This window comes from Prevotella fusca JCM 17724, assembly GCF_001262015.1.
In the GTDB taxonomy this organism is placed as follows: Bacteria; Bacteroidota; Bacteroidia; order Bacteroidales; family Bacteroidaceae; genus Prevotella; species Prevotella fusca.
Genome location: NZ_CP012075.1, coordinates 554,918 through 581,022, shown reverse-complemented (window position 1 = coordinate 581,022; position 26,105 = coordinate 554,918). Strand labels below are relative to the sequence as shown.

General features: G+C 44.3%; 14 protein-coding genes. 10 read left to right on the top strand and 4 right to left on the bottom strand.

Features of this window, described 5'->3' with window-relative positions:
- The first annotated feature begins 75 nt into the window (after window positions 1–75).
- The 4 genes from ADJ77_RS09650 (at window position 76) to ADJ77_RS09635 (ending at window position 4,516) form a co-directional block, all read left to right on the top strand.
- Window positions 76–1,146: a cyclically-permuted mutarotase family protein gene (locus tag ADJ77_RS09650; protein WP_456238383.1), complete on the top strand. Its 1,071-nt coding sequence runs from the start codon at window positions 76–78 to the stop codon at window positions 1,144–1,146.
- Window positions 1,147–1,388: 242 nt separating this feature from the next.
- Complete coding sequence (locus ADJ77_RS09645; protein WP_025078314.1) at window positions 1,389–2,615, top strand: MFS transporter; 1,227 nt, start codon at window positions 1,389–1,391, stop codon at window positions 2,613–2,615.
- 101 nt (window positions 2,616–2,716) lie between these two features.
- A complete protein-coding gene (locus ADJ77_RS09640) occupies window positions 2,717–3,634 on the top strand; it encodes a dihydrodipicolinate synthase family protein (RefSeq protein ID WP_025078315.1) in 918 nt (305 codons plus the stop codon).
- Window positions 3,635–3,736: 102 nt separating this feature from the next.
- On the top strand, window positions 3,737–4,516 hold the full coding sequence (locus ADJ77_RS09635; RefSeq protein ID WP_025078316.1) for a creatininase family protein: 780 nt from the start codon (window positions 3,737–3,739) through the stop codon (window positions 4,514–4,516).
- A 584-nt stretch (window positions 4,517–5,100) separates the two neighbouring features.
- Here the strand turns inward: ADJ77_RS09635 and ADJ77_RS09630 are convergent.
- Window positions 5,101–5,796 carry a DnaJ domain-containing protein gene (locus ADJ77_RS09630; RefSeq protein ID WP_050696346.1) on the bottom strand — a complete coding sequence of 232 codons (696 nt, stop codon included), beginning with the start codon at window positions 5,794–5,796 and terminating at the stop codon, window positions 5,101–5,103.
- Window positions 5,797–5,855: 59 nt separating this feature from the next.
- Entirely contained in the window at window positions 5,856–7,022 is a 1,167-nt protein-coding gene (gene nspC, locus ADJ77_RS09625) for a carboxynorspermidine decarboxylase (RefSeq protein ID WP_050696345.1), read from the bottom strand.
- Window positions 7,023–7,095: 73 nt separating this feature from the next.
- On the opposite strand from nspC, the gene ADJ77_RS09620 reads away from it, so the two are divergent.
- The 6 genes from ADJ77_RS09620 to hutI all read left to right on the top strand — a co-directional run bounded on the left by ADJ77_RS09620 (window position 7,096) and on the right by hutI (window position 16,708).
- Complete coding sequence (locus tag ADJ77_RS09620; protein WP_025078317.1) at window positions 7,096–7,704, top strand: thiamine-phosphate pyrophosphorylase; 609 nt, start codon at window positions 7,096–7,098, stop codon at window positions 7,702–7,704.
- 54 nt (window positions 7,705–7,758) lie between these two features.
- A complete protein-coding gene (locus ADJ77_RS09615) occupies window positions 7,759–8,697 on the top strand; it encodes a ribose-phosphate pyrophosphokinase (protein WP_025078318.1) in 939 nt (312 codons plus the stop codon).
- A gap of 1,191 nt (window positions 8,698–9,888) precedes the next feature.
- Window positions 9,889–11,592, top strand: a complete 1,704-nt coding sequence (gene ftcD, locus ADJ77_RS09610; protein ID WP_025078319.1) for a glutamate formimidoyltransferase — start codon at window positions 9,889–9,891, stop codon at window positions 11,590–11,592.
- A 238-nt stretch (window positions 11,593–11,830) separates the two neighbouring features.
- A complete protein-coding gene (locus ADJ77_RS09605; protein WP_050696344.1) occupies window positions 11,831–13,840 on the top strand; it encodes a urocanate hydratase in 2,010 nt (669 codons plus the stop codon).
- Window positions 13,841–13,873: 33 nt separating this feature from the next.
- A complete protein-coding gene (gene hutH / locus ADJ77_RS09600; protein WP_050696343.1) occupies window positions 13,874–15,355 on the top strand; it encodes a histidine ammonia-lyase in 1,482 nt (493 codons plus the stop codon).
- A gap of 108 nt (window positions 15,356–15,463) precedes the next feature.
- Entirely contained in the window at window positions 15,464–16,708 is a 1,245-nt protein-coding gene (gene hutI / locus ADJ77_RS09595) for an imidazolonepropionase (protein ID WP_050696342.1), read from the top strand.
- A 1,095-nt stretch (window positions 16,709–17,803) separates the two neighbouring features.
- On the opposite strand, the gene tamL is transcribed toward hutI, so the two are convergent.
- Both tamL and ADJ77_RS09585 read right to left on the bottom strand, forming a co-directional pair.
- Window positions 17,804–20,227: a translocation and assembly module lipoprotein TamL gene (gene tamL, locus ADJ77_RS09590; protein WP_025078320.1), complete on the bottom strand. Its 2,424-nt coding sequence runs from the start codon at window positions 20,225–20,227 to the stop codon at window positions 17,804–17,806.
- Complete coding sequence (locus tag ADJ77_RS09585; RefSeq protein WP_234398116.1) at window positions 20,208–25,343, bottom strand: translocation/assembly module TamB domain-containing protein; 5,136 nt, start codon at window positions 25,341–25,343, stop codon at window positions 20,208–20,210. The genes tamL and ADJ77_RS09585 overlap by 20 nt, the downstream gene beginning before the upstream one ends.
- Between the last annotated feature and the right edge of the window lie 762 nt (window positions 25,344–26,105).

Sequence of the window (26,105 nt, the reverse complement as noted above, 5' to 3'; positions counted from 1 at the left end):
ATTATTGTAAGATGGGGATAACCCAAGCAATATTTTTAACCTAAAATGATGAGAATTAAAAACCTAATAATGACAATGATAACTTTATTGACGGGATTGGGTGCAAATGCTTCTGATACCGATAGCTTGATGCTGATGCGTGGCTTTCCTACTGATGAAGTAGGAATAGAACATGGAGTTTCTGCTTGTTATGCAGGTAGTATTGACAATCAACTGATAATGGCAGGCGGTTGTAATTTTCCTGTAAACACGCTGGCACCAGACAGTAAGAAAGTGTACTACAGTGGGATATATGCTACCAGAACTGATGAGGGTAATCAGCTCTGTTGGAAGCAGATTGGCAGTCTGCCAGAGCCATTGGCTTATGGTGTCGCCATTACGTGCGATAACAGTATGGTTATCATCGGTGGAATGAACAACGATGGGAGTTGCGGGAAAGTTTACCATGTCAGCCTTGTCGATGGTAAGGCTCAGCTCTCAACTCTTCCCTCACTGCCCTGCACGGCTGATAATATGACTGGTGCTTTGGTGGGCAGACATCTCTATGTGGCAGGAGGAGTGATGGATGGCAAGGCTTCCAATCGTGTCTTGCGGCTTGATTTGGATAATCTCTCGGCTGGTTGGATGGACGTAAAGCCTTTTCCTGGTATTGTACGTGTGCAGCCTGTGGCAGGTAGTATGGGTGAAAAGAGATTCTGTCTCTTTGGCGGCTTTGCTCCTGCTGCTAATGGCGAAGAGGCAAAGTTGGCGATAGACGGCTGCATATATGATGAAACTACTGATGAATGGCAGCTGCTCGAAGAGCCGAAAGATGACAAGGGTGAGCCGCTTTTCGTAGGTGGTGGTACTGCTATTAACCTTAATGAAGACCAGTTTTTAGTGATGGGTGGTGTCAATAAGGATGTTTTCCTATCTGCAGTTAATCATCCTCAACCTGATTATCTGATCCACCCTATAGAGTGGTATCGCTTTAATCCTTACACCTTATTATATAGTAAGGATGGTTGGAAGGTACTCTGTAAGAGTCATGAAACGGCACGTGCCGGAGCAGCTTTGGCACAGACTCAGCATGGTTTGTACGTGATAGGTGGCGAGTTGAAGCCAAGGGTGCGGAGCAATAAGATTGTGAAATATCCGAAGCGTTGACGTCTGAAAGCTGTTCTCTGTTCCTCCTTCAGTGAGGGAGGAACTATCAGTGAAGATCGTTCATTGTATGTAAGAATTTATCATCGGGTTTTACCGCCTGTTACAGTCTGATAATACCCTTTTCTTTAGAGGGATTTATAAGGGCATTTAAATAATTTAATAATCCCCATTGTTCCCCACGAGGCATTCTGTTACATCTTCCCATGAGGGGTAGAGGTGTGGGGAGGGGCTTTAATCTTTTTATGAAAAAATATTATCCTTGGGTACTTGTTGCCCTCCTTTGGTTTGTGGCATTGCTTAACTATATGGACCGACAGATGTTGTCTACCATGCAGGAAGCCATGAAAGTTGATATCGCTGAGCTGAACCATGCAGAAGCCTTCGGTGCACTGATGGCTGTGTTCCTGTGGATTTATGGTCTTGTAAGTCCGTTTGCTGGTATCATTGCCGACCGTGTCAACCGTAAATGGCTTGTTGTGGGCAGTATCTTCGTGTGGTCTGCTGTGACCTATCTCATGGGTTATGCCCAGAACTTTGAACAGCTTTATTGGCTTCGTGCATTCATGGGTATCAGTGAAGCTCTCTATATTCCGTCTGCTCTTTCACTTATTGCTGACTGGCATGAGGGTAAATCACGCTCGCTGGCAATCGGTATTCACATGACAGGTCTCTATGTTGGTCAGGCTGTTGGTGGCTTTGGTGCTACACTTGCCGCTATGTTCTCATGGCATGCTGCTTTCCATTGGTTTGGTATCATTGGGATTGTTTACTCACTTGTATTGCTCGTGCTGCTGAAAGAGAATCCCAAACATGGACAGAAAGAAGCATCACAGGGTGAAGCAAAACCAAGTAAGAATCCGTTACGTGGCTTGTCTGTGGTATTCTCTACATGGGCTTTCTGGGTGATACTCTTCTACTTTGCCGTGCCAAGTCTGCCAGGTTGGGCTACGAAGAACTGGTTGCCGACATTGTTTGCCAGCAGTTTGGATATTCCAATGTCAAGTGCAGGACCGATGTCTACGATTACAATTGCTGTATCTTCATTTATCGGTGTTATCATGGGTGGTATCATTTCTGACCGTTGGGTACAGCGCAATTTGCGTGGACGTGTATATACAAGTGCCATCGGTCTTGGTCTTACCGTTCCTGCTCTTATGTTTTTGGGCTTTGGTCATAGCTTTGTGTCAGTTGTCGGAGCAGGCTTGTGCTTTGGTGTTGGTTACGGTATGTTTGACGCTAATAATATGCCGATACTCTGTCAGTTCATCTCTTCAAAATACCGTAGTACAGCATACGGTATCATGAACATGACAGGTGTATTTGCTGGTGCTGCCGTTACACAGGTGTTAGGTAAGTGGACAGATGGTGGCAACCTCGGTCTTGGTTTTGCCATTCTGGGTGGTATCGTGGTTCTGGCTTTGGTTTTACAGCTCTCCTGTTTGAAGCCTACAACCGACAATATGGAATAAGAAACAGCTTACAATCGCTTATTATTATCATATATAACCGCCTGTTTTCACCTGTCAGTCTTTTCTGATTGAAGCTCAAGGTGGAGGAGGCAACATTGCTTATGGAAAAGATTATCGGATTAATTGACGCACCGTTCACGCCATTCTATGCTAATGGCGATGTCAATCTTGAGCCTATAGAGGCTTATGCTGCTATGTTGCAGAAGAACGGTTTGAAGGGAGTTTTCATCAATGGATCATCTGGTGAGGGCTATATGCTCACAACGGAAGAACGTATGCAGTTGGCTGAACGCTGGATGCAGGCAGCACCGGAAGGCTTTAAGGTCATCGTACATGTGGGCAGTTGCTGTTTGCGTGAGAGTGTCCGCCTTGCTGAGCATGCAGAGAAGATTGGTGCATGGGGTATCGGTGCAATGGCACCTCCATTCCCGAAGATTGGTCGTATTGAGGAGTTGGTGAAGTATTGTGAGACGATTGCAGCTGCAGCTCCTTCACTTCCGTTCTATTACTATCATATTCCAGCCTTCAATGGTGCTTTCCTGTCAATGCTTGAACTGCTGAAGGCTGTTGACGGTCATATTCCTAATTTCGCAGGTATCAAGTACACTTTCGAGAGTCTCTACGAGTATAACCAGTGCCGTCTTTACAAGGATGGTAAGTTTGATATGCTGCATGGACAGGACGAAACCATCCTGCCAAGTCTGGCACAGGGAGGCGCAAAGGGTGGTATCGGTGGTACAACCAACTATAATGGTCGTGAACTGACTGGCATCATTGAGGCATGGAACAAGGGTGACATCGAAACAGCACGTGAGAAGCAGAACTTCTCACAGGAGGTTATTAATGTCATATGCCACTTCCGTGGTAATATCGTTGGCGGCAAACGCATCATGAAACTGATGGGATTTGACCTTGGTCCTAACCGTGTTCCATTCCAGAACATGACTGACGAGGAAGAAGTTCGTATGAAAAAGGAACTCGAGGAAATCGGTTTCTTTGAGCGTTGCAATAAGTTCTAACAATCATATAGCAGCCCAGTATTCCCCACTTGTTTCTCCTTTCCATGCCTGCAGGCTTGTAAAGGAGATAGGGAATATTGGGCTGTTTTGTTATTCTTATATATGGATAGAAAACAAATACTCAGGACACGGGAGGTGGATCTCTCTGTCTCAAACTATGGAACGACATGCCAGCAGCATTATGATCTTGCACTGTTACCTTGGGGTGCAACTGAGCCGCACAATTATCATCTGCCTTATCTGACAGACTGTATTCTCTCTCATGACATTGCTGTTGATGCAGCTCTCAAGGCATCTGATGAGTATGGTGTACGTGCCATGGTCATGCCACCTGTTACTTTGGGTGCACAGAACCCCGGACAACGGGAGCTTGCTTTCTGTGTGCATGCACGTTATGAGACACAGCGAGCCATTCTTGCTGATATAGTAGCGTCATTGCATCATCAGGGATTGCGCAAACTGCTTATTGTCAACGGACATGGGGGAAACTCGTTCAAGAATATGATTCGTGATCTGATGATTGAATTTCCCGACTTTACCATTGCTACAAGTGAATGGTTTAAGATGGTTCCTGCACATGATTTCTTTGAGAATCCGGGAGATCACGCTGATGAACTGGAGACATCGGTCATGATGCACTATCATCCAGAGCTTGTTGATCTTGCTGAGGCTGGTGAAGGAAAGGCTGGTGGCTTTGCCGTTAAGGCATTGAAGAGCGGTAGTGTGTGGATTCCTCGTGATTGGGGAAAGGTGTCTGCTGACACTGGTATCGGTGATCCCCGTACTGCTACGACTGAGAAAGGACAGAAGTTTGCTGCAGCTGTTGTGGGTAAGTATGCTGAGTTTCTGAGAGATTTCCTCCAGGAGAATTTATACGAATAGGTGTTAATGCACATTCTAAAGTTGGAGATATACTATGTACAGTGATTATCTCCAACTTTTTTGTTTACCTGTCTTCTGCATTATCCCCCCTAATCAGTTAAAAACCAGGACGTCCGTCATTTCTTTTTTTATAGTATTACTTCCAAGTATCTTTTGTGTTTTGTCGGCATCTTGTATGCCTTTTGCAAATTGTATAATCCGCTACACCTTTGTTAGAAGGATAAAAACTTGCTCGACAGTCAAACAAAATCTATTCAGACTCTAATGAACTGATTGGGTTTTACAGATTCTTCATCGCTGTTCAGTAGGTGATAGACGCTCTTATTTGTCCAGCTATGAAATAGCTGCTTATAAGATTAATGTAGATGTTTCCAGCTGTTGGTATGTTCTATTATCCATGTGTTAACATATATACATTGTTCTTACAGCATCAAAAAAGGAACCTCTACCATCTGTAGAAGTTCCCTCTTGCAAATTTCTTTCATGAAGAAAATAATTTCTTTTCATGAAAATAATTATTTCTTTTCACGAAGAAAAATATTTCTTTTCATGAAAATAATTTGAAAACGGTCATTCTTTGGCTCTTATCCCGCACGCCTCATCTGTTCAATTAGTTCTTTTTGTCGCTCTGTCAGATGGTCTGGAAGTTTCACGTTGTATGTAATGATAAGGTCTCCGAAAGTGCCGTCTCCACGGTCATAGCCCTTGCCACGCAGACGAACTTTTGTTCCGCCTTGTGTCAAAGGCTTTACTTTCAGTTTTACTTTCTGACCCCCAGAGAGCTGTATGACGACCTCGCCGCCTAACAAAGCTGTGTAGAGGTCAATGCCGACATTAGCTTCCATCTGTCCCGGATGCTGTTGTCCGTGTGTCCTGCCCGTATTGAATCCTGATGAACGACGCCGGCTTCCACCACCAAAGAGATCCTGAAAGAAACTGCTGAAACCACCGCCACCACTGCCGAAGTTGCTGAAATCGAATCCTCCGAATGGATTTCCGCCACCTTGTCCGCCCTGGAATCCACCAAAGCCGCCAGCATTTTCGTAGGCTTCAGCATTACGCCATTGTTCACCATACTTGTCGTATTTGGCACGCTTGTCCGGGTCACCAATCACTTCAAACGCCTCGCTCAGTGCCTGGAACTTGGCTTTTGCTTTCGGGTCGTTCGGGTGTAGGTCCGGGTGAAACTGCTTTGCCCGCTTTCTGTAGGCTGCCCGCACGTCCTTCTGTGGGATGTTTCGGTCAACGCCAAGAATCTTATAATAGTCTATAAATGCCATAATCTTTCCTCCTCTGTTTATGAATTAACTCCTTTGTCAAAGTAGCAAAGAATGTGCCATTAGTCCATTCTGTCACGATAATCCTCGTAAGTATATTCTCGCAGAATCTCCAGTTCGTTGTCTGTATGGAGTAGGGCGATGGATGGGTGAGTGATGCCGTTGAACATATTTGTCTTGACCGTTGTATAGTGTAGCATATCTTCAAAGATAATGTTTTCGCCCACCTGTAGTGCATGGTCAAAGCTCCATGAGCCCATCCAGTCACCACTCAGACAGCTGTTGGCTCCCAGTCGGTAAGTATATTCGCCCTTTGCTGAGCCGTCCTCATCGACAAGACGTGCATTGCGGACGGTAGGGTGGTAAGGCATTTCAAGGCAGTCGGGCATGTGACAAGTGAAGCTGGCATTGAGAATAGCAGTCTTGATTCCATGATCTTCCACTACGTCTACCACCTGTGCTACGAGCGGTCCCGTCTGCCAGACAAAGGCACTACCTGGCTCAAGAATGACCTTGAGCCACGGATAACGCTTGTGGAATTCCAGTAATGTGCGTATCAGACGTTGGATGTCATAGTCCTTGCGGGTCATAAGGTGTCCGCCACCGAAGTTGATCCACTTCAGTTGAGGGAACCACTTGGCAAACTTCTCTTCAATATGTGACAGTGTACGCTCGAAGACGTCACTTCCGCTCTCGCAATGGCAGTGGATGTGGAACCCGTCTACGTGTTCTGGCAGCTTTTCCGGCAGTTTTCCGGCAGATATTCCGAAGCGTGTACCCGGTGCACAGGGGTTGTAAATGAGCGTTTCCACCTCAGAATACTCTGGATTCACACGTAATCCAAAACTTAGTTTCTCATTTTCCATCTTGGCACGGATATGGTATCGCTCGTATTGTGTCAGTGAGTTGAAGACGAGGTGGGATGAACAGCGAGCTATACCATCAATCTCATAATCGGTATAGCCCGGTGAGAAGGTATGTGTAGGAGCACCGAATTCCTCAAAACCCAGTCGGGCTTCATAGAGTGAGGATGCGGTTGTTGCCTTGATGTAGTCACGGAAAAGGGGGAAGGTACGCCATAGGGCATATGCTTTAAATGCGAGAATAATTTCCACATCAGCCTCTTTTGCCACATAGGCGATGAGCTTTAGATTTTCTTTCAGCCGTGCCTCTTCCAGCACATACATTGGGCGGGAGAGTTCGGAGTATGTCAATGGATTTACTTTCATAGTGCAAATATAAGGAAAAATTTGCAGTTATCGGAAATAATCTCTACCTTTGCAATACAAATAAACTAAAGGCATGAAGCTGGTCATTATGACTAAGTCCACGTTTTTTGTGGAAGAAGATAAGATTTTGAGTATGCTTTTCGAGGAAGGCTTAGACAGCCTCCATATCTCGAAGGCAGATATGTCCCCACTTTATTTGGAGCGTCTTCTTTCGCTTCTGCCTTCCGAATATCATCGTAAAATCACAGTACATCAGCATTTTTATACGAAGGAGGAATTCTCTTTGGGTGGTATCCATCTGGATGGTTCCAATGTTGCTGCGCCTCATGGCTATCGTGGCGTATTGAGCAGGACGTGCGATGACGTGATGCAGCTGAAAGCAATGAAGAAACAGTCGGATTATGTCTTCCTGAAGAATATCCATCAGCCACGGGAAACGTCGGCTGAAGAAGAGCGTGTCCTGTCTGACCTTGAGTTGGAAGAAGCCTGCAGGCAGGGACTTCTCGGGCGATATGTCTATGCGATGGGTGGTGTGACCTTGGATGACATACCCATTCTGCGTGAGCTTGATTTCGGTGGGGTGGTGGTAAGGAATGATCTTTGGGACAAGTTCTGTATCCACAGCGAACAGAATTTTGCACCCATCATTGATCATTTCCGCAAGTTACGTGCCCTCTGTTAACAGTATGTAGTTTGACGATAGATCTTACGTTATCAATATAAACAACTAAAAGAAATGAGTGAAAACAACTCTTTTTTGGTATTCTCCGGTACACAGACGAGATACCTTGCTGAGAAAATCTGTGCCAGCCTCGGCTGTCCGCTTGGCAACTTGGTAATGACCCGCTTCTCTGATGGTGAGTTTGTCGTTTCCTATGAGCAGAGTATCCGTGGCAAGGATGTCTTTCTTGTACAGAGCACTTTCCCGAGTTCTGACAACCTAATGGAGCTTCTCCTGATGATTGATGCTGCCAAGCGTGCTTCTGCCCGTCAGATTATCGCTGTTATGCCTTACTTCGGCTGGGCTCGTCAGGATCGTAAGGATAAACCACGTGTCAGCATTGGTGCAAAGTTAGTGGCTGATTTGCTGAGTGTTGCAGGTATCGACCGTCTGATGACAATGGACCTACATGCTGACCAGATTCAGGGTTTCTTCAATGTTCCTGTTGACCATCTCTATGCCAGTGGTGTGCTTCTTCCTTATGTTCAGAGTCTTAACCTGAAGGATATTGTCATTGCCAGTCCTGATGTAGGTGGCTCAAAGCGTGCCAATACGTACGCCAAGTATCTTGGTTGTCCGCTGGTTCTTTGTAACAAGACCCGTGCACGTGCGAATGTTGTTGATACGATGCAGATTATTGGTGATGTGAAGGATAAGAACGTTATCATCGTCGATGATATGGTTGACACAGCCGGTACTATCACCAAGGCTGCTGATATCATGAAGGAAGCCGGTGCGCAGAGTGTCCGTGCCATTGCTTCTCATTGTGTGATGAGTGGTCCTGCTACGGAGCGTGTTGAGGCTTCTGCATTGGAGGAAATGGTTTTCACAGATTCAATCCCGTATACAGCCCGGTGCTCAAAGGTTAAGCAGATTTCCGTTGCAGAGATGTTTGCAGAGACTATCCAGCGTGTTCTGAACAATGAGAGTATATCAAGTCAGTACCTGATATAATAAGGTGTGACGACTTATCATACCTTTGCAAAGAGGGATTAATATAGATGTAGGGGCGTACGAACAGTGCGTCCCTACGTGTGTTTTCTGCAGCTCTGTCTTTTGATGTGTTCTCCTTTTCGTTTTACCTTGATTCTTCTTGCGGCTTGATTATCATGAATAGAGAGCGTATGTGGCGTTTTTTCCTTTCAGTAACCTCTTTATTCTTGCATTGACGAAGTTTTCCTACTCTTGTATCTTTTTTTCAGATGAAGCCTGTAAATGTCTTGATGTAGGTCAATAAATATCATGCCCGATGAAAAAAGACTTGAAAAAGTTTTGCTGTGTACGCAAACAGTCGTACCTTTGCATCGTCAAAAGACAAATATAGATTGTTTAGGTTAGTAGTAATAGATTTAGGTTTTTAGTTATTAGTTTAAGGTAGAACAAAAGAGATTGTTCAGGTTTTAGTAAGATAGGTTTAGTTAAGGTAACAAAGAAGATTGATTAAAGGATAACAATGATGCAAGATGATTGGGTGGCGCCGTGAGGCGACAACCCAAAAATCAAGCTCAAACATCTCACTGAAAGTGAATGTCAAAGGGCACAGCAGACTATTTGCTGTGCCCTTTGACATTTTATCCTATAAAGATGAAGTTTAAGACTGTTACGGCAGATTAATAATCTCTGGTTATTAAATCTGATACGATTATGTCAATATAATTTCATCACAGGAAATCTATTGGTGCTTACTTGCATTCTAACTAAGGCTTAATTGACGTCCAATATGTGCTTAGTTGGACTTCAGGTAACGCTTAGTTAGTGCCCAGTCAAGTATCTCTTATTTTTGCTGTATTATAATTAGCTGACTAATTGAATCTTAACTTGCACATAAGTGGATTTTTGAAGTATATGTTTTCAGGCAACATGAAAGGCGAGTTGTGTAAAGATATTTCAGAGTAGGCAATACGAATGAATTTCTTAACTGCAACAGCGTATCACTTACTCTAAAATTAATGCCTGCTTGTATCTTTGGTTTGCCTTACAAAGTAAGGGTATACTTAGTCCATCCATGCCCTGTTCGCCAAAATACTGCTTGTAAAATGCAATTTAAATAGTTTTGCATTAAAAGTTTTGTATTACAAAAACAAATTTGTATTTTTACACTCGAAAACCTAAACTCTCAATTGTTTAAATCTATATTTAGTATATATGGTACGAGAAAAACAAATCATCGAGTGTGTCCCTAATTTCAGTGAAGGGCGCGACAAGGATGTAATTAAGCAGATTACTGATGAAGTTGAACGTGTGAAAGGCGTGAAACTTCTGGATGTTGACCCAGGAGAAGCAACTAACCGTACTGTTGTCACCTTCGTAGGCGAACCATCTGTGGTTGTGGAGGCTGCTTTCCGTTGTGTGAAGAAGGCAGCACAGCTTATTGACATGCGCCAGCATCACGGTGCTCATCCACGTATGGGCGCAACAGATGTTTGTCCTCTTATTCCGGTTGCAGGCATCACCTTGGAGGAATGTGCTGCACTGGCACGTCAGTTGGCTGAGCGTATCGCCAATGAACTACAGATTCCTTGCTATTGCTATGAGGCTGCTGCCAAGACTCCTGGACGCAAGAATCTTGCCGTTTGTCGCAAGGGAGAGTATGAAGCCCTTCCCCAGCGTATGACAGAAGCTGCAGAAGCACCTGACTATGGTGCACGTGAATGGGATGAGCAGTTGGTACGGACTGGCTGTACAGCTGTTGGTGCACGTGATTTCCTGATTGCTACTAACTTTAACCTCAATACTACCTCCACTCGCCGTGCGAATGCTATTGCCTTTGATGTGAGAGAGAAAGGTCGCCCGATGCGTGAAGGCGGTTCGCCTGTAGGTAAGCCTATGAAAAATGAGAAGGGAGAAGTTATCATGCAACCCGGTACGTTGAAGGCTACAAAGGCTATCGGATGGTTCATTGATGAATATGGAATCGCACAGGTATCTATGAATATAACAGACATCAATGTTACTCCACTTCATGTTGCTTTTGACGAGGTATGTCGCTGTGCTCAGAACCGTGGTATTCGTGTGACGGGTACTGAAATAGTTGGTCTTATCCCTAAGCGTACACTTCTTGAGGCGGGAACTTACTTCTTGAAGAAACAGGAACGTTCAACAGGTATTCCCGAAGAAGACATCATAAAGATTGTCATTAAGTCAATGGGGCTTGATGATTTAAAACCTTTCAATCCACGTGAAAAAGTGATTGAATATCTGTTGGAAGATGCCAACAAGACACCTAAGCTCATTGATTTGACAGTCAAGGAGTTTGTTGATGAGACTTCACGTGAGTCTCCAGCACCTGGAGGCGGTACTATCTCTGCCTATATGGGTGCATTAGGTGCAGCCTTAGGCACAATGGTAGCAAACCTTTCCAGTCATAAGGCTGGCTGGGATGCACGCTGGGAAGAGTTCGGCAACTGGGCTGAAAAGGGTCAGGCTATTCAAGCTGAATTGATGGTACTCGTTGATGAAGATACTGAGGCATTCAATCGTATCATGTCTGCCTTCGGTCTTCCTAAAGGTACTGATGAGGAAAAGGCAGTGCGCTCTGCAGCCATACAGGAGGCAACACTGTTCGCAACGGAAGTTCCTCTACATACAATGAAAGCATCGTTCAAGGTGTTTGAACTTTGTAGTGCAATGGCAGAAGAAGGCAATCCGAACAGTGTTTCAGATGCTGGTGTTGGCGTATTGGCAGCCCGTGCAGCTGTTTTGGGTGCTGGTCTGAACGTGAAAATCAACGCTTCTGGCTTGAAAGATAAGGCTGTTGCAGAACGATTGGTTGGCGAAGCAAACCAGCTGATTGTACTGGCAAATGAAGCAGAGACTGCGATTATGAAGGTGGTCGAAGCTAAGCTCTGATACCTTTTCTCCTTATATTAAGTTTTATAGTCTATCGGACAGGCATCTTTGTCTGTTTTGTCAGAATAAAACTTTTGAAAGGGAGTGCTAAAACCATGGTCTTCTAATGTAGGGACGCACTGTTCGTGTGTCTGTCAGAAACAACCATTATCGGAAATACATTCCGTGCATCCCTATTTTAGATATAACATCCCGTTTTTGAGTTCTATATACTTATCTATAAAACACTTAAACAATTATGACGAAAGAAGAATTTGTTAAAGATATTCGTGCTGGTATACCAGACTGTTTGTCAGAACCTCAAGCATACGATCCAGCTATCAACCACGCTCCGAAGCGTAAGGATATTCTCACACAAGATGAGAAGAAACTTGCCTTGCGCAATGCCTTGCGTTACTTCCCAAAGAAGTTTCATGCGACATTGGCACCGGAGTTTGCGGAGGAATTACGCCAATACGGTCGCATCTATATGTACCGTTTCCGTCCGACATACGAAATGTATGCTCGTCCTATTGACGAATATCCGCATAAGTCTGAACAAGCGGCAGCTATCATGATGATGATTCAGAACAACCTCGATAAGGCTGTTGCACAACATCCACATGAGCTGATTACATACGGTGGTAATGGTGCTGTATTCCAGAACTGGGCGCAATATCGCCTTGTGATGAAGTACTTAAGTGAGATGACAGATGAACAGACGTTGGTTATGTATTCTGGTCATCCGCTCGGACTCTTCCCTTCCCATAAGAATGCACCACGTGTAGTGGTAACGAATGGAATGGTAATACCAAATTATTCCAAGCCTGACGATTGGGAACGTGACAATGCATTAGGCGTAAGCCAGTATGGACAGATGACAGCAGGTTCCTATATGTATATCGGTCCACAGGGAATCGTTCATGGTACAACTATCACCGTTCTGAATGCTGCACGCAAACGATTGAAGGAAGGAGAGACCAGTATTAAAGGCATGCTCTTCGTCACTTCTGGCTTAGGAGGTATGTCTGGTGCACAGCCTAAGGCTGGTAACATTGCAGGTGTAGTAAGCATTACGGCGGAAATCAATCCGCTTGCAGCACAGAAACGTTATGACCAAGGCTGGGTTGATGAACTATATACTTCGCTCGATGAACTTATCCCTGCAGCATTGAAGGCAGTTGAAGAGAAGCGTACAGTCTCTATGGCTTATGTAGGCAATGTTGTTGACCTTTGGGAACGTTTGGCAGCAGAAGACATACACGTTGATTTAGGAAGTGACCAGACCTCTCTTCACAACCCGTGGGCAGGCGGTTATTATCCTGTTGGCGTGTCATTAGAAGAGTCTAAGCGTATGATGGCAGAAGAACCACAACTCTTCAAGGAGAAAGTTCAGGAGTCTTTACGCCGTCAGGTTGCTGCTATTAACAAGCTGACAGACAAAGGAATGTACTTCTTTGATTATGGTAATGCTTTCCTCTTGGAGTCAAGCCGTGCAGGAGCTGACATCATAAAGGCTGATGGTAAGTTCCGTTATCCTTCTTACGTACAGGATATTATGGGTCCGATGTTCTTCGATTATGGCTTTGGACCGTTCCGTTGGGTTTGCTCATCAGGCAATCCAAAGGATTTGGAAACATCAGATCGTATTGCAACAGAGGTGCTGGAGGAAATGCGCAAGACTGCAACTCCAGACATTATCGGTCAGCTTGACGATAATATCCATTGGATTAAAGAGGCAGGAAAGAACCATTTAGTCGTTGGTTCACAGGCTCGAATCCTTTATGCTGACTCTGAAGGACGCACAAAGATAGCCTTGGCTTTCAACGAAGCAATACGTAAGGGGGAGATTTCCCGTCCTATCGTCCTTGGTCGTGACCACCATGATGTTTCTGGAACAGACTCACCTTTCCGCGAAACCTCCAATATATACGACGGTTCACAGTTCTGTGCTGACATGGCTGTACAGAATGTCATTGGCGACTCCTTCCGTGGAGCAACATGGGTATCTATTCACAATGGTGGTGGTGTTGGCTGGGGAGAAGTTATCAATGGTGGCTTTGGTATGGTCATTGATGGTAGTGAAGACTCTGACCGTCATATCCGTCAGATGCTCCTTTGGGATGTAAATAATGGTATCGCACGTCGCAGTTGGGCACGCAACATAGGCTCTATTGATGCCATCCGCAGAGAGATGGAACGTACACCGAACCTCTGTGTTACCCTTCCTAACTTCGTTGATGATGATATTATCAATACAGCTTTTTAATCAAATAAATCTATTTTCTAATCCGTAGAAACTATGAACAAAATTCATCAGATTAGTGCCGAGCATCTGTCTATAGAACAGATAGGCGAGATTATCAAGAACGGTACAAAGATTGAACTTTCAGAAGATGCTCGTCAGCGTATTATCTGTTGTAGAGAGTATCTCGACAATAAGATTAAAGAATCAGAGACGCCTATCTATGGCGTGACGACTGGCTTCGGCTCTCTCTGTAAGATATCCATTGATAAGGACAGTCTTTCACAGTTACAGAAGAACCTTGTGATGTCTCATGCATGTGGTGTAGGTGACCGTGTTCCTAATGAGATTGTAAAGATAATGTTGTTGCTCAAGATTCAGTCACTCAGCTATGGCTACTCTGCCTGCCAGCTGAAGACCGTAGAGCGACTGATAGATTTCTTCAACAACGACATCTATCCTGTTGTATATATGCAAGGTTCTCTGGGCGCGTCGGGCGACCTTGTTCCTTTGGCTCACCTTTCTTTGCCACTTATCGGTATGGGTGAAGTTGAATATAAAAGTAAAATTCTCTCTGGTGCTGACATTTTGAAGAAGATGAAATGGGATACTATCGAACTCGTTTCTAAGGAAGGACTTGCCCTGCTTAATGGTACGCAGAACATGAATGCCTTTGCTGTATGGGCACTCTTACAGAGTGAACGCTTGAGCCAGTGGGCTGATGTCATCGGAACAATGTCCCTTGAGGCTTACGATGGACGTATAGAACCATTCACACATGCTGTTCATGCCGTTCGTCCCCATAAGGGACAGATTGACACCGCAGCACGGATAAGAGAATTGCTGGAAGGAAGTGAGCTTATCAAGCAGCCAAAAGTAAATGTACAGGATCCTTATTCATTCCGCTGTATGCCGCAGGTTCACGGGGCATCAAAGGATACTATTGCCTATGTTAAGTCAGTGATAGATGTCGAGGTGAATGCAGCAACGGATAACCCGACGGTCTGCCCTGATGAAGATTTGGTCATCTCTGCCGGAAACTTCCACGGAGAACCTATCGCACAACCCATGGATTTCCTTGCCATTGCCCTGTGCGAACTGAGTAATATCTCTGAGCGTCGTATCTATAAGCTCGTGTCTGGAACACGTAACCTGCCGAGTTTCCTCGTGGCTAAACCTGGTGTGAACAGTGGCTTTATGATCCCACAGTACACGGCTGCATCCATTGTCAGCCAGAGCAAGACTTATTGTACACCAGCATCCGTTGACAGCATCCCGTCTTCACAGGGACAGGAAGACCACGTCAGTATGGGTGCCAACGCAGCTACGAAACTCTATCAGGTTGTATTGAATACCGAATGGGTACTTGCCATTGAGCTCTTCAATGCAGCACAGGCTCTTGAGTTCCGTCGTCCGTTGAAGTCATCTCCTACCATAGAAGCTATCCACAAGGCTTATCGTAAGGATGTTCCTTTCATCGATACAGACGAGTTTATGGCACCTCATATTGCCAAGTCGGTTGAGTTCCTGCGCAAATAAGCAAGTTTCAAGGGGTTGTATCAAGATTTATAACAGTTTTGGTACAGCCCCTTTTTTATTTGAATTCCTACATACCCATACTTTTATAGCTTAGAGAAAACACTTGAAATGAAAAGACTGTTGATAAAGAATATCGGTTTACTTGCTGGTATAGACCACGACGGAAAGCTATTCCTAAAAGGTAAAGAGATGGCAGAACTTCACACGCTGCCAGATGCTTATCTCGTCATAGAGAACGGACGCTTTACAGATTATGGTAAGATGAATGATTGTCCGCCATCTTCTGGTACCGATGAAGTTGTTGATGCAGAAGGAGGAACTGTTCTCCCTTCATGGTGCGACTCCCATACACACATTGTCTATGCTGGCAGTCGGGAACAAGAATTTGTTGACAAAATCTGTGGACTGAGCTACGCAGAGATAGCTAAGCGAGGTGGTGGCATCCTTAACTCTGCAGACCGCCTTCATGAATTGAGCGAGGACGAACTGTATCAGCAGGCAATGAAACGTGTTGATGAAATTATTAGGAAAGGAACAGGTTGTGTAGAGATAAAGAGCGGGTATGGTCTGAACACGGAAGACGAACTGAAGATGCTCCGTGTTATCCGTCGCATCAAGGAGACTACACGCCTGAAAGTGGTCTCAACATTCCTTGGCGCACATGCCGTGTCACGTGAATATAAAGGCAGACAGGAAGCGTATGTTGATTTGATAATCAACGAAATGATACCGGCAGTGGGTGCGGATAATTTAGCAGAATTCATTGATGTTTTCTGTGATACGGGCTTCTTCACGCCTGAAGAGACTGCACGCATTCTTAAAGCTGGTGCAGAATACGGTATGCGACCAAAAATTCATGCTGACGAGTTGGAGTCGTCCGGTGGTGTAGAGGTCGGCGTAGAGTATAAGGCGCTGTCAGTAGATCATTTAGAGAGTATGACAGAGGAAGAAATAAAGATCCTGAAAGATAGTCAGACTATGCCTACCGCTCTTCCTGGAACCTCCTTCTTCCTTAATCTGCCCTTTGCCTTAGGACGGAAGATGATAGATAGAGGACTGCCACTTACACTTGCAAGTGATTACAATCCCGGCTCTACTCCGTCGGGCGATATGAAGTTTATCGTTTCGCTTGGCTGTATCAAGATGCGTTTGATGCCTGCTGAAGCCATCAACGCAGCAACCCTGAACGGAGCGTGTGCCATGGGATTGAGCAACGAGTATGGTTCTATCACACGTGGGAAGGTAGCAAACTTCTTTATTACAGATAGAATCCCGTCTATTGAATTTATCCCATACGCCTATACTACTCCTATTGTACGGCGGGTATTCCTGCAAGGTGAAGAGTACGTATAGAAAAGGTTTGGCAGGCGATTCTTTATCTTGTAGACAAATTGCGATATACTTGTAGATTGAGGAGTAGACATGGTTTTATGAATTCATGAAATCAGCAAGGAAGTAAAGGACTGTTACCTCTCCTGTAGGCTAATAGTCCTTTTATCCCATCCTTTTTAAAGTCGGAAGGGTACGAAGTTAAAAATGAAAAAGAGAGATTTGAAAGTTAAGAAAATAAGGACATCTTCCATGAAACTTATAGGGAATTACAGTGGCAACATATTTTCTTTTCAGCGAAGAATCAGTGTGGTGATTTTGTCTTAATATTTCATATTGTCAAATCGAATTCATGATTAATTGCATTTGAATTAAGCACTAATTGACGTCCAATAGGTGCTTAATTGGAGCCAAACTAAGGCTTAATTGAAGTCCAATTAAGCACCTGTTGTCAACAATATGCTGTAAGTTGTTGATTTATTGTTTGTTGTGTGCATGTAAAATTACTCTTCTAATATCATATTTTCAACCAAGAATAATGGAAAGTATGTAAGGATATTTCGAAGTTTGCAACAGGGAAGGGTGCATCCAGTTTCAATGTGAAAGATGATGATAAAAACCAACAAATAGCATAGAAGAACAACTAAACTAACAGAATGTCACAGTACTTCCCCCCATTCCTATGGGAGGAATTGGGTAGAAAGCCTTTTCCGTTCCATAATTTGTCAGATATTTTCACTTTTCCGATTCCTATAGACGCTTACTTGCACTTAAATTAAGGCTTAATTGAGGTCTAATAGATGCCCTTTTGACGTATTACTGACGCCCTTTTGAAGGCTGACTAAGCACCTTTTCTTGCATGACTTTACAACCACCTGTGTATCTGTCAGTTACCAACACGTCACCATCACCTGTTTTTAAGGAAAAATACACATTTAACCATGTAAATATTGTATTTTTTTTCGCATTCTACTTACATGAAAAACTAATTTCATGAATTCGATATATAAAAGATTCCCTTACTTGTCCCCTACTACAAGCCTATCAACATATCCTTATAAAACAATTCAGCCCCGTTAATCAAATTAACGGAGCTAAGTGATTTATGACTGAACAGACTTAGAAAGGCAGCCCGATAGCTAAGTGGAAAGCCTGTGCATCCTTGAATTTTGATATATTATAGAAGCCGGTCTTACCTGTTTCATAAGGCACATGCAAGCCTATACCCCAATCCACGCGAAGCATAAAATAGCCAATATCATAGCGCAGACCAACACCTGTGCCAAATGCCATCTCTCTAAAAAGATTCTTCATCTTGAAATAACCTTCCGGACGACCATCATCATAGTGCATTGTCCACACATTGCCTGCATCAAGGAAAACCGCTCCATAAAGTGAACCCATAAGATGAGGACGATACTCAAGATTGAATTGGAACTTAATATCACCTGTCTGCTCAACGTATGAACGACGTCGCTGTGTGGAACGATAACGTCCCGGACCAATCTGTCGGGCATTGAAAGCACGGATACTATTGGCACCACCTACATAGAACTGCTCTGTATAAGGAGCAAAACGACTGTTGCCGTATGCCCATAATGTGCCTATATTGACGTGCGCAGCTAAACTGCTCTTCTCGGCTATACTCCACACTTTTGTCATATTGGCATCTACCTTGACAAACTGTGCATAAGGATTCTTGAAAAGCTGCTTGTTCTTTTCACTCCAATGTCTACCAAAGGCAGCATAACCAGCTGACAAGATATTTGAAGCCTCGCTCACCGTTGTCCATACCTTGATAGGACTTTGATAACGAGACGGACTCATGAAGGTATATTGAAAGATCATCTTTGGAATGAACTGGTCAGCCAACGACACCTCAAGATAAGGAACGCTGTCTATCAACTCAAGATAACGGTCAGTTACCTTATGCATATATTCATAAGTAAGGGACAATGGCGAAAACGAATAGCTGTTGCGTTCGTTAGGTTGCCACTGGTAAGTCAGCTCACCTGACACGACATGTCGTTTGAAATACTTGGCACGGTTCAACACATCCACCGATGCCTTCAAAGTTGTAGACGGTGTCATGTAATAGGAACGAGGAGCTCTCGGCGTATAGACAATCCCCTTTTCAGCTGCTGCAGCAATCTTCCTTTCCTCACGTTCCCATCGCTTTCGTGGTGGCGTTATAAAAGGATTGACAAGGCGTGGAAACTGCAGACTTGCTTCAGCACCATATTCGTAATTATTCACCCCGAGGCGGTCTTTCCCGTCATCATCACTGTTCGATGACCACTCATAGGAACCATGCACATGCAGATTCAGCTTCTCACCACTACGGAAGGCATTACGTTTCGTCAGACCAATGACAGCTTCGGGTCCATATCTTCCACTGGTCTTGCCTTTTCCGTAAGCCTCGACATAGAAATCATAAGGCTTATCAAAGATACAATCAACCGCCATATCCAAGACATTGCATGTATCAGTGGTGTCACGAGGAGTAAACGTAAAGCTGGTTGCAGAGAAAAGTCCGCTGCTGTTCAGCTGTTGCTGGCTCTTTTCATATAATTCATTATTATAAAGCGTACCAGGCCATATCTTCAAGTCATTGGCAATGGCACGCAGGCGCAGTGGGATACGTGAGCCGTTATAGTTCACAATGACATCGCGGAAACGCTGCTGTTGGGTAAGAGTATCCATAATCTGACGCTGCAGATTGATGGTTATGGTTCCGATATTCCATTTCCTCAATGACTTATCACTGACAGAATCTGCCATCTGCAGACGAACGGAAGCCAAGCCACGTACTTTTGACGTGTCAGCAAGATAACTTGCATCGTTGTTCTGATAATAATAGTAGCCGTTGTTGCGGAAGAGTTCTGTTATTCGTTTCCGCTCCTGCTCAAGTGTTGCAACATCAAAGGCATCACCCTTACGTATGACGGCATCGTCAAGATTTGTCCTTATCAGGCTGTCAGCTGTGGGAGGAAAGTTGGTGTACTGCACGCTGTCAAGTCTCCACAGACGTCCCATATCCACAGAATACTGCAGTCGCATCTTCTTCGGATTACGCTGTGCAAGTTTCTCATAACTCACTTTTCCATTGAAATAGCCTCGCTTACGCAATAGGTTCTCGCCCACCGTGACACGCAGGTCAGGAGTAGTGGAACTCATCAATACTGGTGACGAACCGAAAGCACGTACCATCCAGCGGCTGAACCGTGTCGTATCCTGTGAAAAAGCATTCCATATCCATAGACCTACTGGAAAGGGTGACCGCATACTGGGACTACCCAGCCAAGCAGCATTGGGTTTAGTTGCCAGCACCACATCCAGTTCCTCCTTCACATCATAGAAATGCTTGTTCGACTGATAATTACTATATTTTGTCGACTTCATGCCCGTGTACAACTGTTCACCATCAGGAATGGCAGAGGTTGTACTGCAGGCTGCAAGTACAAACAGGAAGACTATAGAACTTAACAGTCCTATAATATCTTTCCAACCTATAGATCTTATATCATTCTTTTTTCTTTTCATTCACAAAATTAATTAAAGTATCACGGCGAGGCTTTTCTGTTTGTGGCAACATAACAGGCGTATCTTCTTTGAAACGGAAGATGTCCTTGAAATGACGTAATTTGCGCCGCCACATAAAACCAGCGCCGAACTCGCTCAAGCTACCTTCAAGCCAATCGTATGCCTCACGCTCGTAATAGAGCTTCAGATACTTTGTTTCCTTCTGGTTCAGACGATACTCGAGCGAGAAGTTATCGAAGTAAGCACCATTCTCTTCAGAGAACTGTGAGCCTGTCGAAACACGTCCGCCCATGATAATACGCAGACGATTGTTCCACAAACGCTTAGAAAATTTGAAGGTATAGTCAGTGTGCAAGTTTCCATTCACATCCGCAGCACTTTCCATATTTGCGGTCAAATCGAGTCCCATAGAGTTGAGAGCCTTGCCCGTGATGGAATTTACCTGGGTCTGAAGGAAGCCTGCCAATGCACCGCTCATGGCAGTGTTGGCACTTGCCGAACTCTCACCATCGAAATACATACCTGACGCCAGCATTGTAACGGCAAGTTTTGAACGTTCCTCAACACCCTTCGTATTCAAAATATTCTGCATTTCCTGGTCCTCCGGTGCGCTGATAATAAACTCTACACCAGGTTTCGGGAACTGCTTGGTAAGGCTTACACCACATTTGAAGTCAACAATTCTGCCTTCGCCCGAACCGCTGGACACACTCGTCCTGACATCTTCTGTAGCTGTTATATTCAGTGTCGGCTTCATCGGATCACCTGTAAATTCAAGATAGCTTCCATCATGAATATTGAATGTACGCAGTGGTATTACAGGCAGTGAATACTTCATCTTACCATCACTCAGCGTATATCGTCCACGGACCTGTACTCCATTCGTCGGGTCATAGTTCAGAAGAAGATTACCACCTCCAAAGAAATCGACATAATTAGACTGGTCAGCATTCAGCGCACAGAACACATGCGCCTGCTCATCAACATCTACCTCAAGAGCCATCGTAAAACCAGTAATATCCGGACGCTTGACAACATCAAGCGTAGAATCATTGAAGTTGGTGAAATGGACGAGGTCTTTCAACTCATCATCAGTGGTCAACGTACCGTCACGCACCACATAGGTTATATCCGTATTACCCAGAACATCAAGTTTACCACCCAGTTGCAGATTAGTCAGAGGTCCTCTAACATGCCCCATGAAGTCAACGAAAGCCTTGCCATACACCTCAGAACGAGGGTTTTTCTTTGCATTGATGACCTGGAAGTTCTTTGCTCTCATCCGTGCATCAAGTTTCATATTATAGAGACTTGAGAAATCCAAATACCCTGCAATATCAAGTGGTGCACCATTACTTGCAAAGAGTTCAAAGTTCTCGAACGCTATATGGCTGTTGCGTATTAGGACGGGGTCGTCTGCAAAGCGCATCTTTATGCCGTAAGGAATGCTCACCAAGTAAGATGAATCAAGGTAAACCTCCCCGTTTACATCCAGCTTGTTCAGCGGACCTTTTACCGTCAGCGTTCCTTCTCCTGTTCCCTCAAGACCGACAAGCTGGTCGGGAACAAAACCATTCACGTAATTCAATGGAAAATGGTTCATTTCCAAAGTTGCGTCCAACAGACCTGCACCTTCATTGTTATAGGTTCCTGAGAGCAATCCAACTTCCTTTCCGTCCTGCGTTATGATACCGTCAACATAGTGTGAACCATCCCCCTTAGGCATATATACAAACTGCGTGCCCACATCTCCCATAGGACTATTCTCATAAACAAGGTTCCTGATGGTCAAATCACTTGACACGGTAAGTTCTTTATCCGTCTGGATAAGGTGATAGTCACCATCCATCACACCAGACATCTTCGGTGCGAAAGGTAATACTGCAAAGAGGCTGCCCAGTTCAAAATGGTTCATTGAAAGCGTAACATTCTGCAGAGAGGTCGTATCAGCATCCTCTGTTGAAACGAGCAAACCTGTCCCATCAGCTGCCTGAAGACGCAGATTAGCTGACAGACGACGGTCACGCCCGATATAGAAATAGTTTGAATCATTGACAGCAAACGACTTATAACCTAATATTGCCTGGGGAGATGTGATTGAAAGCTGTATTCCCCTACCTTTCATTGCAGCCTGTAGAGCTAAGTCAAAACCAGTCTTTCCCTTATTGTCAAGGATTGTCGCATGCGTCTTTAGCCCATGCTCATAGAGAGTACCCTGCAGATAACCATGATAAGGATAGATATTAGCTGGGGAGTTCTTCAACGACAAAGTATAATTAAGCTGTCCATCAACGCTGGAAAGGTCGGCTCTAATGCTGTCAAGATGCACATCATTATACACCAACGAGTCAATACTTATCCGCCCATCAAGTCCCTTCATGGGTGAGGAAGTAACATTAATATCAGCCTGACTGAAAGTATATCCTTCCTGTGTAAGTAAATTACAGAACAGGTTGTCACGCCCACTATGGAGCGTAAAATGTCCCGTAGGCAACTGGCGAAGTATAGCCGACTGATCAATGCGACGGTTTGTGAGCTGTTCCCGTAGTGTCTTGTAGATTCTTTGTCCCGACTCTGCCAACTGATTCACACTGCTATTGAAAGCCGTACTGAGATGGAAATCCCCACCACTCACAACAGTATGTACTGTATCGCGTCGACTCATAAGGTCTATGTTCACGTCACCCGGTGTATAAGTGTGATGCTGGTCGGTAACACGCAGGCCTCCTATCATACCACGGACGTTCATGTCATCCTTCCCCGACATAGAGAATGACGTGTTAGCTGTAAAACTACTTGACATAGCCTTGTCCACAACCCCCAACTGATAAAGGTCTACACGTGGGAATACTCCATTGACAGAGCCGTCTATCTGATTGCCACGCATCGTAGCATCTACTTTGAAACTTCCTTCTGCCAATGTCACACTCTCACCTTTTCGCAGTTCACTTAGCACAAGATTGTCTACATATCCGTCCACAGCATAGTAATCCTTCATGTCAGAATGAAGAGAAAGATCAGCTGCAGCTGAGGTCAGATAATGCTTATCTATAAATCCAAGAGCCTGCAAATCAGCTTGGGAAAGATTTCCTTTTACATGAGCATCAAGATTACCAGAGCGCACATCAGCCCGTATATCAAAATTTCCAGCCGCAAGAAGACGGGGCTTCTTTCCACCTTCCTGTGAAAGTCGGAACGAGTGAAGTGGACCAGCCACATGATGATTGTCTCCCATATCTGATTGCACATCAACATCTGCCCAGGTGGAAACAACATACTTCTCTTCCATTAGTCCCATTGCATGCAGATCCACCCTATGCAACCAGCCACGCAAATGTCCATCGACAAGTTTTGACTTTAACTTTCCTTTATAGGTAAAGTCGCCACCTAACATCCGATTCGTACTCTTAACATGTGCCGACAACAGCTCTCCATGCTTGGAAATATCACCATTCAGACCATCAAGTACATACTTTCCATATTTAAAACTACGGATACATAAACTGAGGTTCGTAGATGACTTCGGATTTAGGAAATCAGTTCCACGACCTTGTGTCTTCACTGTCCCGGAGAACGCTGATAGTTCCATGCTGGGTAGGAACAGCTGGAGAGGGAACGCTGTAGCATCAGCTGTAAGTCGATAAAGTTCTGTATCCGTATTATAAGCACCATCTACATGAATGCGACCGCCACCTTGCGTCAAAAGTACATTACCAGTGTAAAGCGTCTTACGGACATGAATATTACCATTTACACCTACTCCACGTGGGAAAGCAATCATTTTACGCATATCACGTGGCAGCAACTTAGAAACAAAACTCAGGTCGGTTGCCGTTCCTTTCAATCTTAAATCACTACGAAAATGACCAGTACCAGCCATCATATCAGCAACCCAGCCTGTACCCGTAAGGTCGAAATGACCAGGCATAGCCAACCGAAGCTGTCGGAACGAAGCCGAACGAAGATTTCCTTCAAGTAACCCCTGTACTGTTATCCGGCTTGCAGGAATTGCTTGATAAACATTCTTAGGTATAGAGGTAAGGAATGGTCGGAGGTCTGACAAACTCAAATAACCATCCATCCGAGTTGAGAACTGCCCTGGATCCGTATCATCAAAGGCGTTCATATCCATCTTGAAACGCCCAGAGAGTTCAGTTTCAGGAAGACGGAAATATAGCTCTGGTAGACTAATACTCGTAGAATCCATTGAGAATACTCCACGAAAATCCTTCACTACAAGTCCACTTTGCTCGCGCATATTGGCAGTGCGCACCCGTAGTCGTATCTCAGGAGCAGCATACAGAAAAGAATCCATACCAAGATTAATGTCACGCATGGCAATGTGTGCTGCATCAAAACCTGCACCAGTATGGCGGACAAAATTCTGGTCATAGTCCAATTCACCTCCTTGCCAGTCCACATTCGCCACCTTGTAGATGTTATCATGCAGCAAGAGTTCTGTTCCTTGAACCATTGCCTTCTTGAAATTGGCACGAACACTCATCGTGTCACCAGGCATGTGAAGGTGGAAGTCGGTTCTGGCTATATTGAGCTGGTCTATGTTGACACGCCACAGAGGTTTCTGCTTGTTCGGGTCTTCGGGAACAGTATCACCCAACGCAATATCTATCCAGCCCCCCTCTATGTCGGCTTTGTTCACACGAATAGAATCACCGACAAGGTTTACAGCATGGCTCACAATGTGCAGACGCTGCAAATCTCCACGAATACGGAGGTCGCCTATAAGATTGACTGTATTTGCTTTCAGCTGTGTAAATGTCAGTTCGTTTACTTCCACCCTACTCTCAAACAATGGCAGCAGGTCTACATTTGCCACCAGACGGCGCACATCAGCCACCGTATCTTTCCTGGTCAGAATGGAGTCGTTCTGCCGAAGTATCTTTAACCCATCCAACTGGAGGTCTAAAGGGAAGGAGAGGGTGATGCGTTCAAGGCTTACTTCCATCCCCGTACTTTCTGAAACATACGCTGCCACATGCTTTACAGCCCAGTTTTGTACAGGTGGACAGTAAAGCAGGGCAACAAGGACAAGAAACAATATGACTGGAGTTGTCACAATGGCAACCAGCCACTTCAAGCCCTTTTTCATGTTCATTACATTAGTCATTGATAGCTTTCCCAAGAATATATACCTTATATGACAGGATTAAAACATCAGCAAATTTAAATAATAGACTGCAAAGTAACACAAAAAAAATGGAATAGAAGACTTTAGAAAGGTAAAAAAGCAAAAACAGAAAAGGGTAAAAAGGTTCCTCACAAGCTCGCTTCTATATACCACTCCAGAATTTTGGAGGATAAAACCAGAAAAACTATCACGTCACTTTCCAACAAGTTTGCAACCAATAGACTATCAATATATTACAAACTAATACGAGAAGAAGTACTTAGTTGCATTGTAAAAGCTCGTTAGCTCGTCTCTGATTAAACCTTATGCTCTCCTGACAAACGATTTGAGTTACTTATACTTCAAGATATGCTTATGCCAAATATACATTCCAAGCCAACTACACTATGCAATATATGACCAAATAACACAGATGTAACTATTCCGCAGAAAGAAATAGCATAATTATAATGTAACTTCCATACAGTGTTCATGTAATTTAACATACTTTCCTGGAAAGCATAAAATATCTAATGTACCTTTGTACTATCCAAGATGATTACTATAAATAACCAGGTTACAAACTAAATGATAGGATTATATCTACACCTTCGATTAAGGACACTGATACGGCTTTTAAAAGAACTAAAAGTGTTCATTCCACTGATAGTCTTGTTTGGATTCTTCATCAGTGGAATATTTATCGGCAACTCACCAAGATACTATCTTGTCATCATATATCATTTTTAA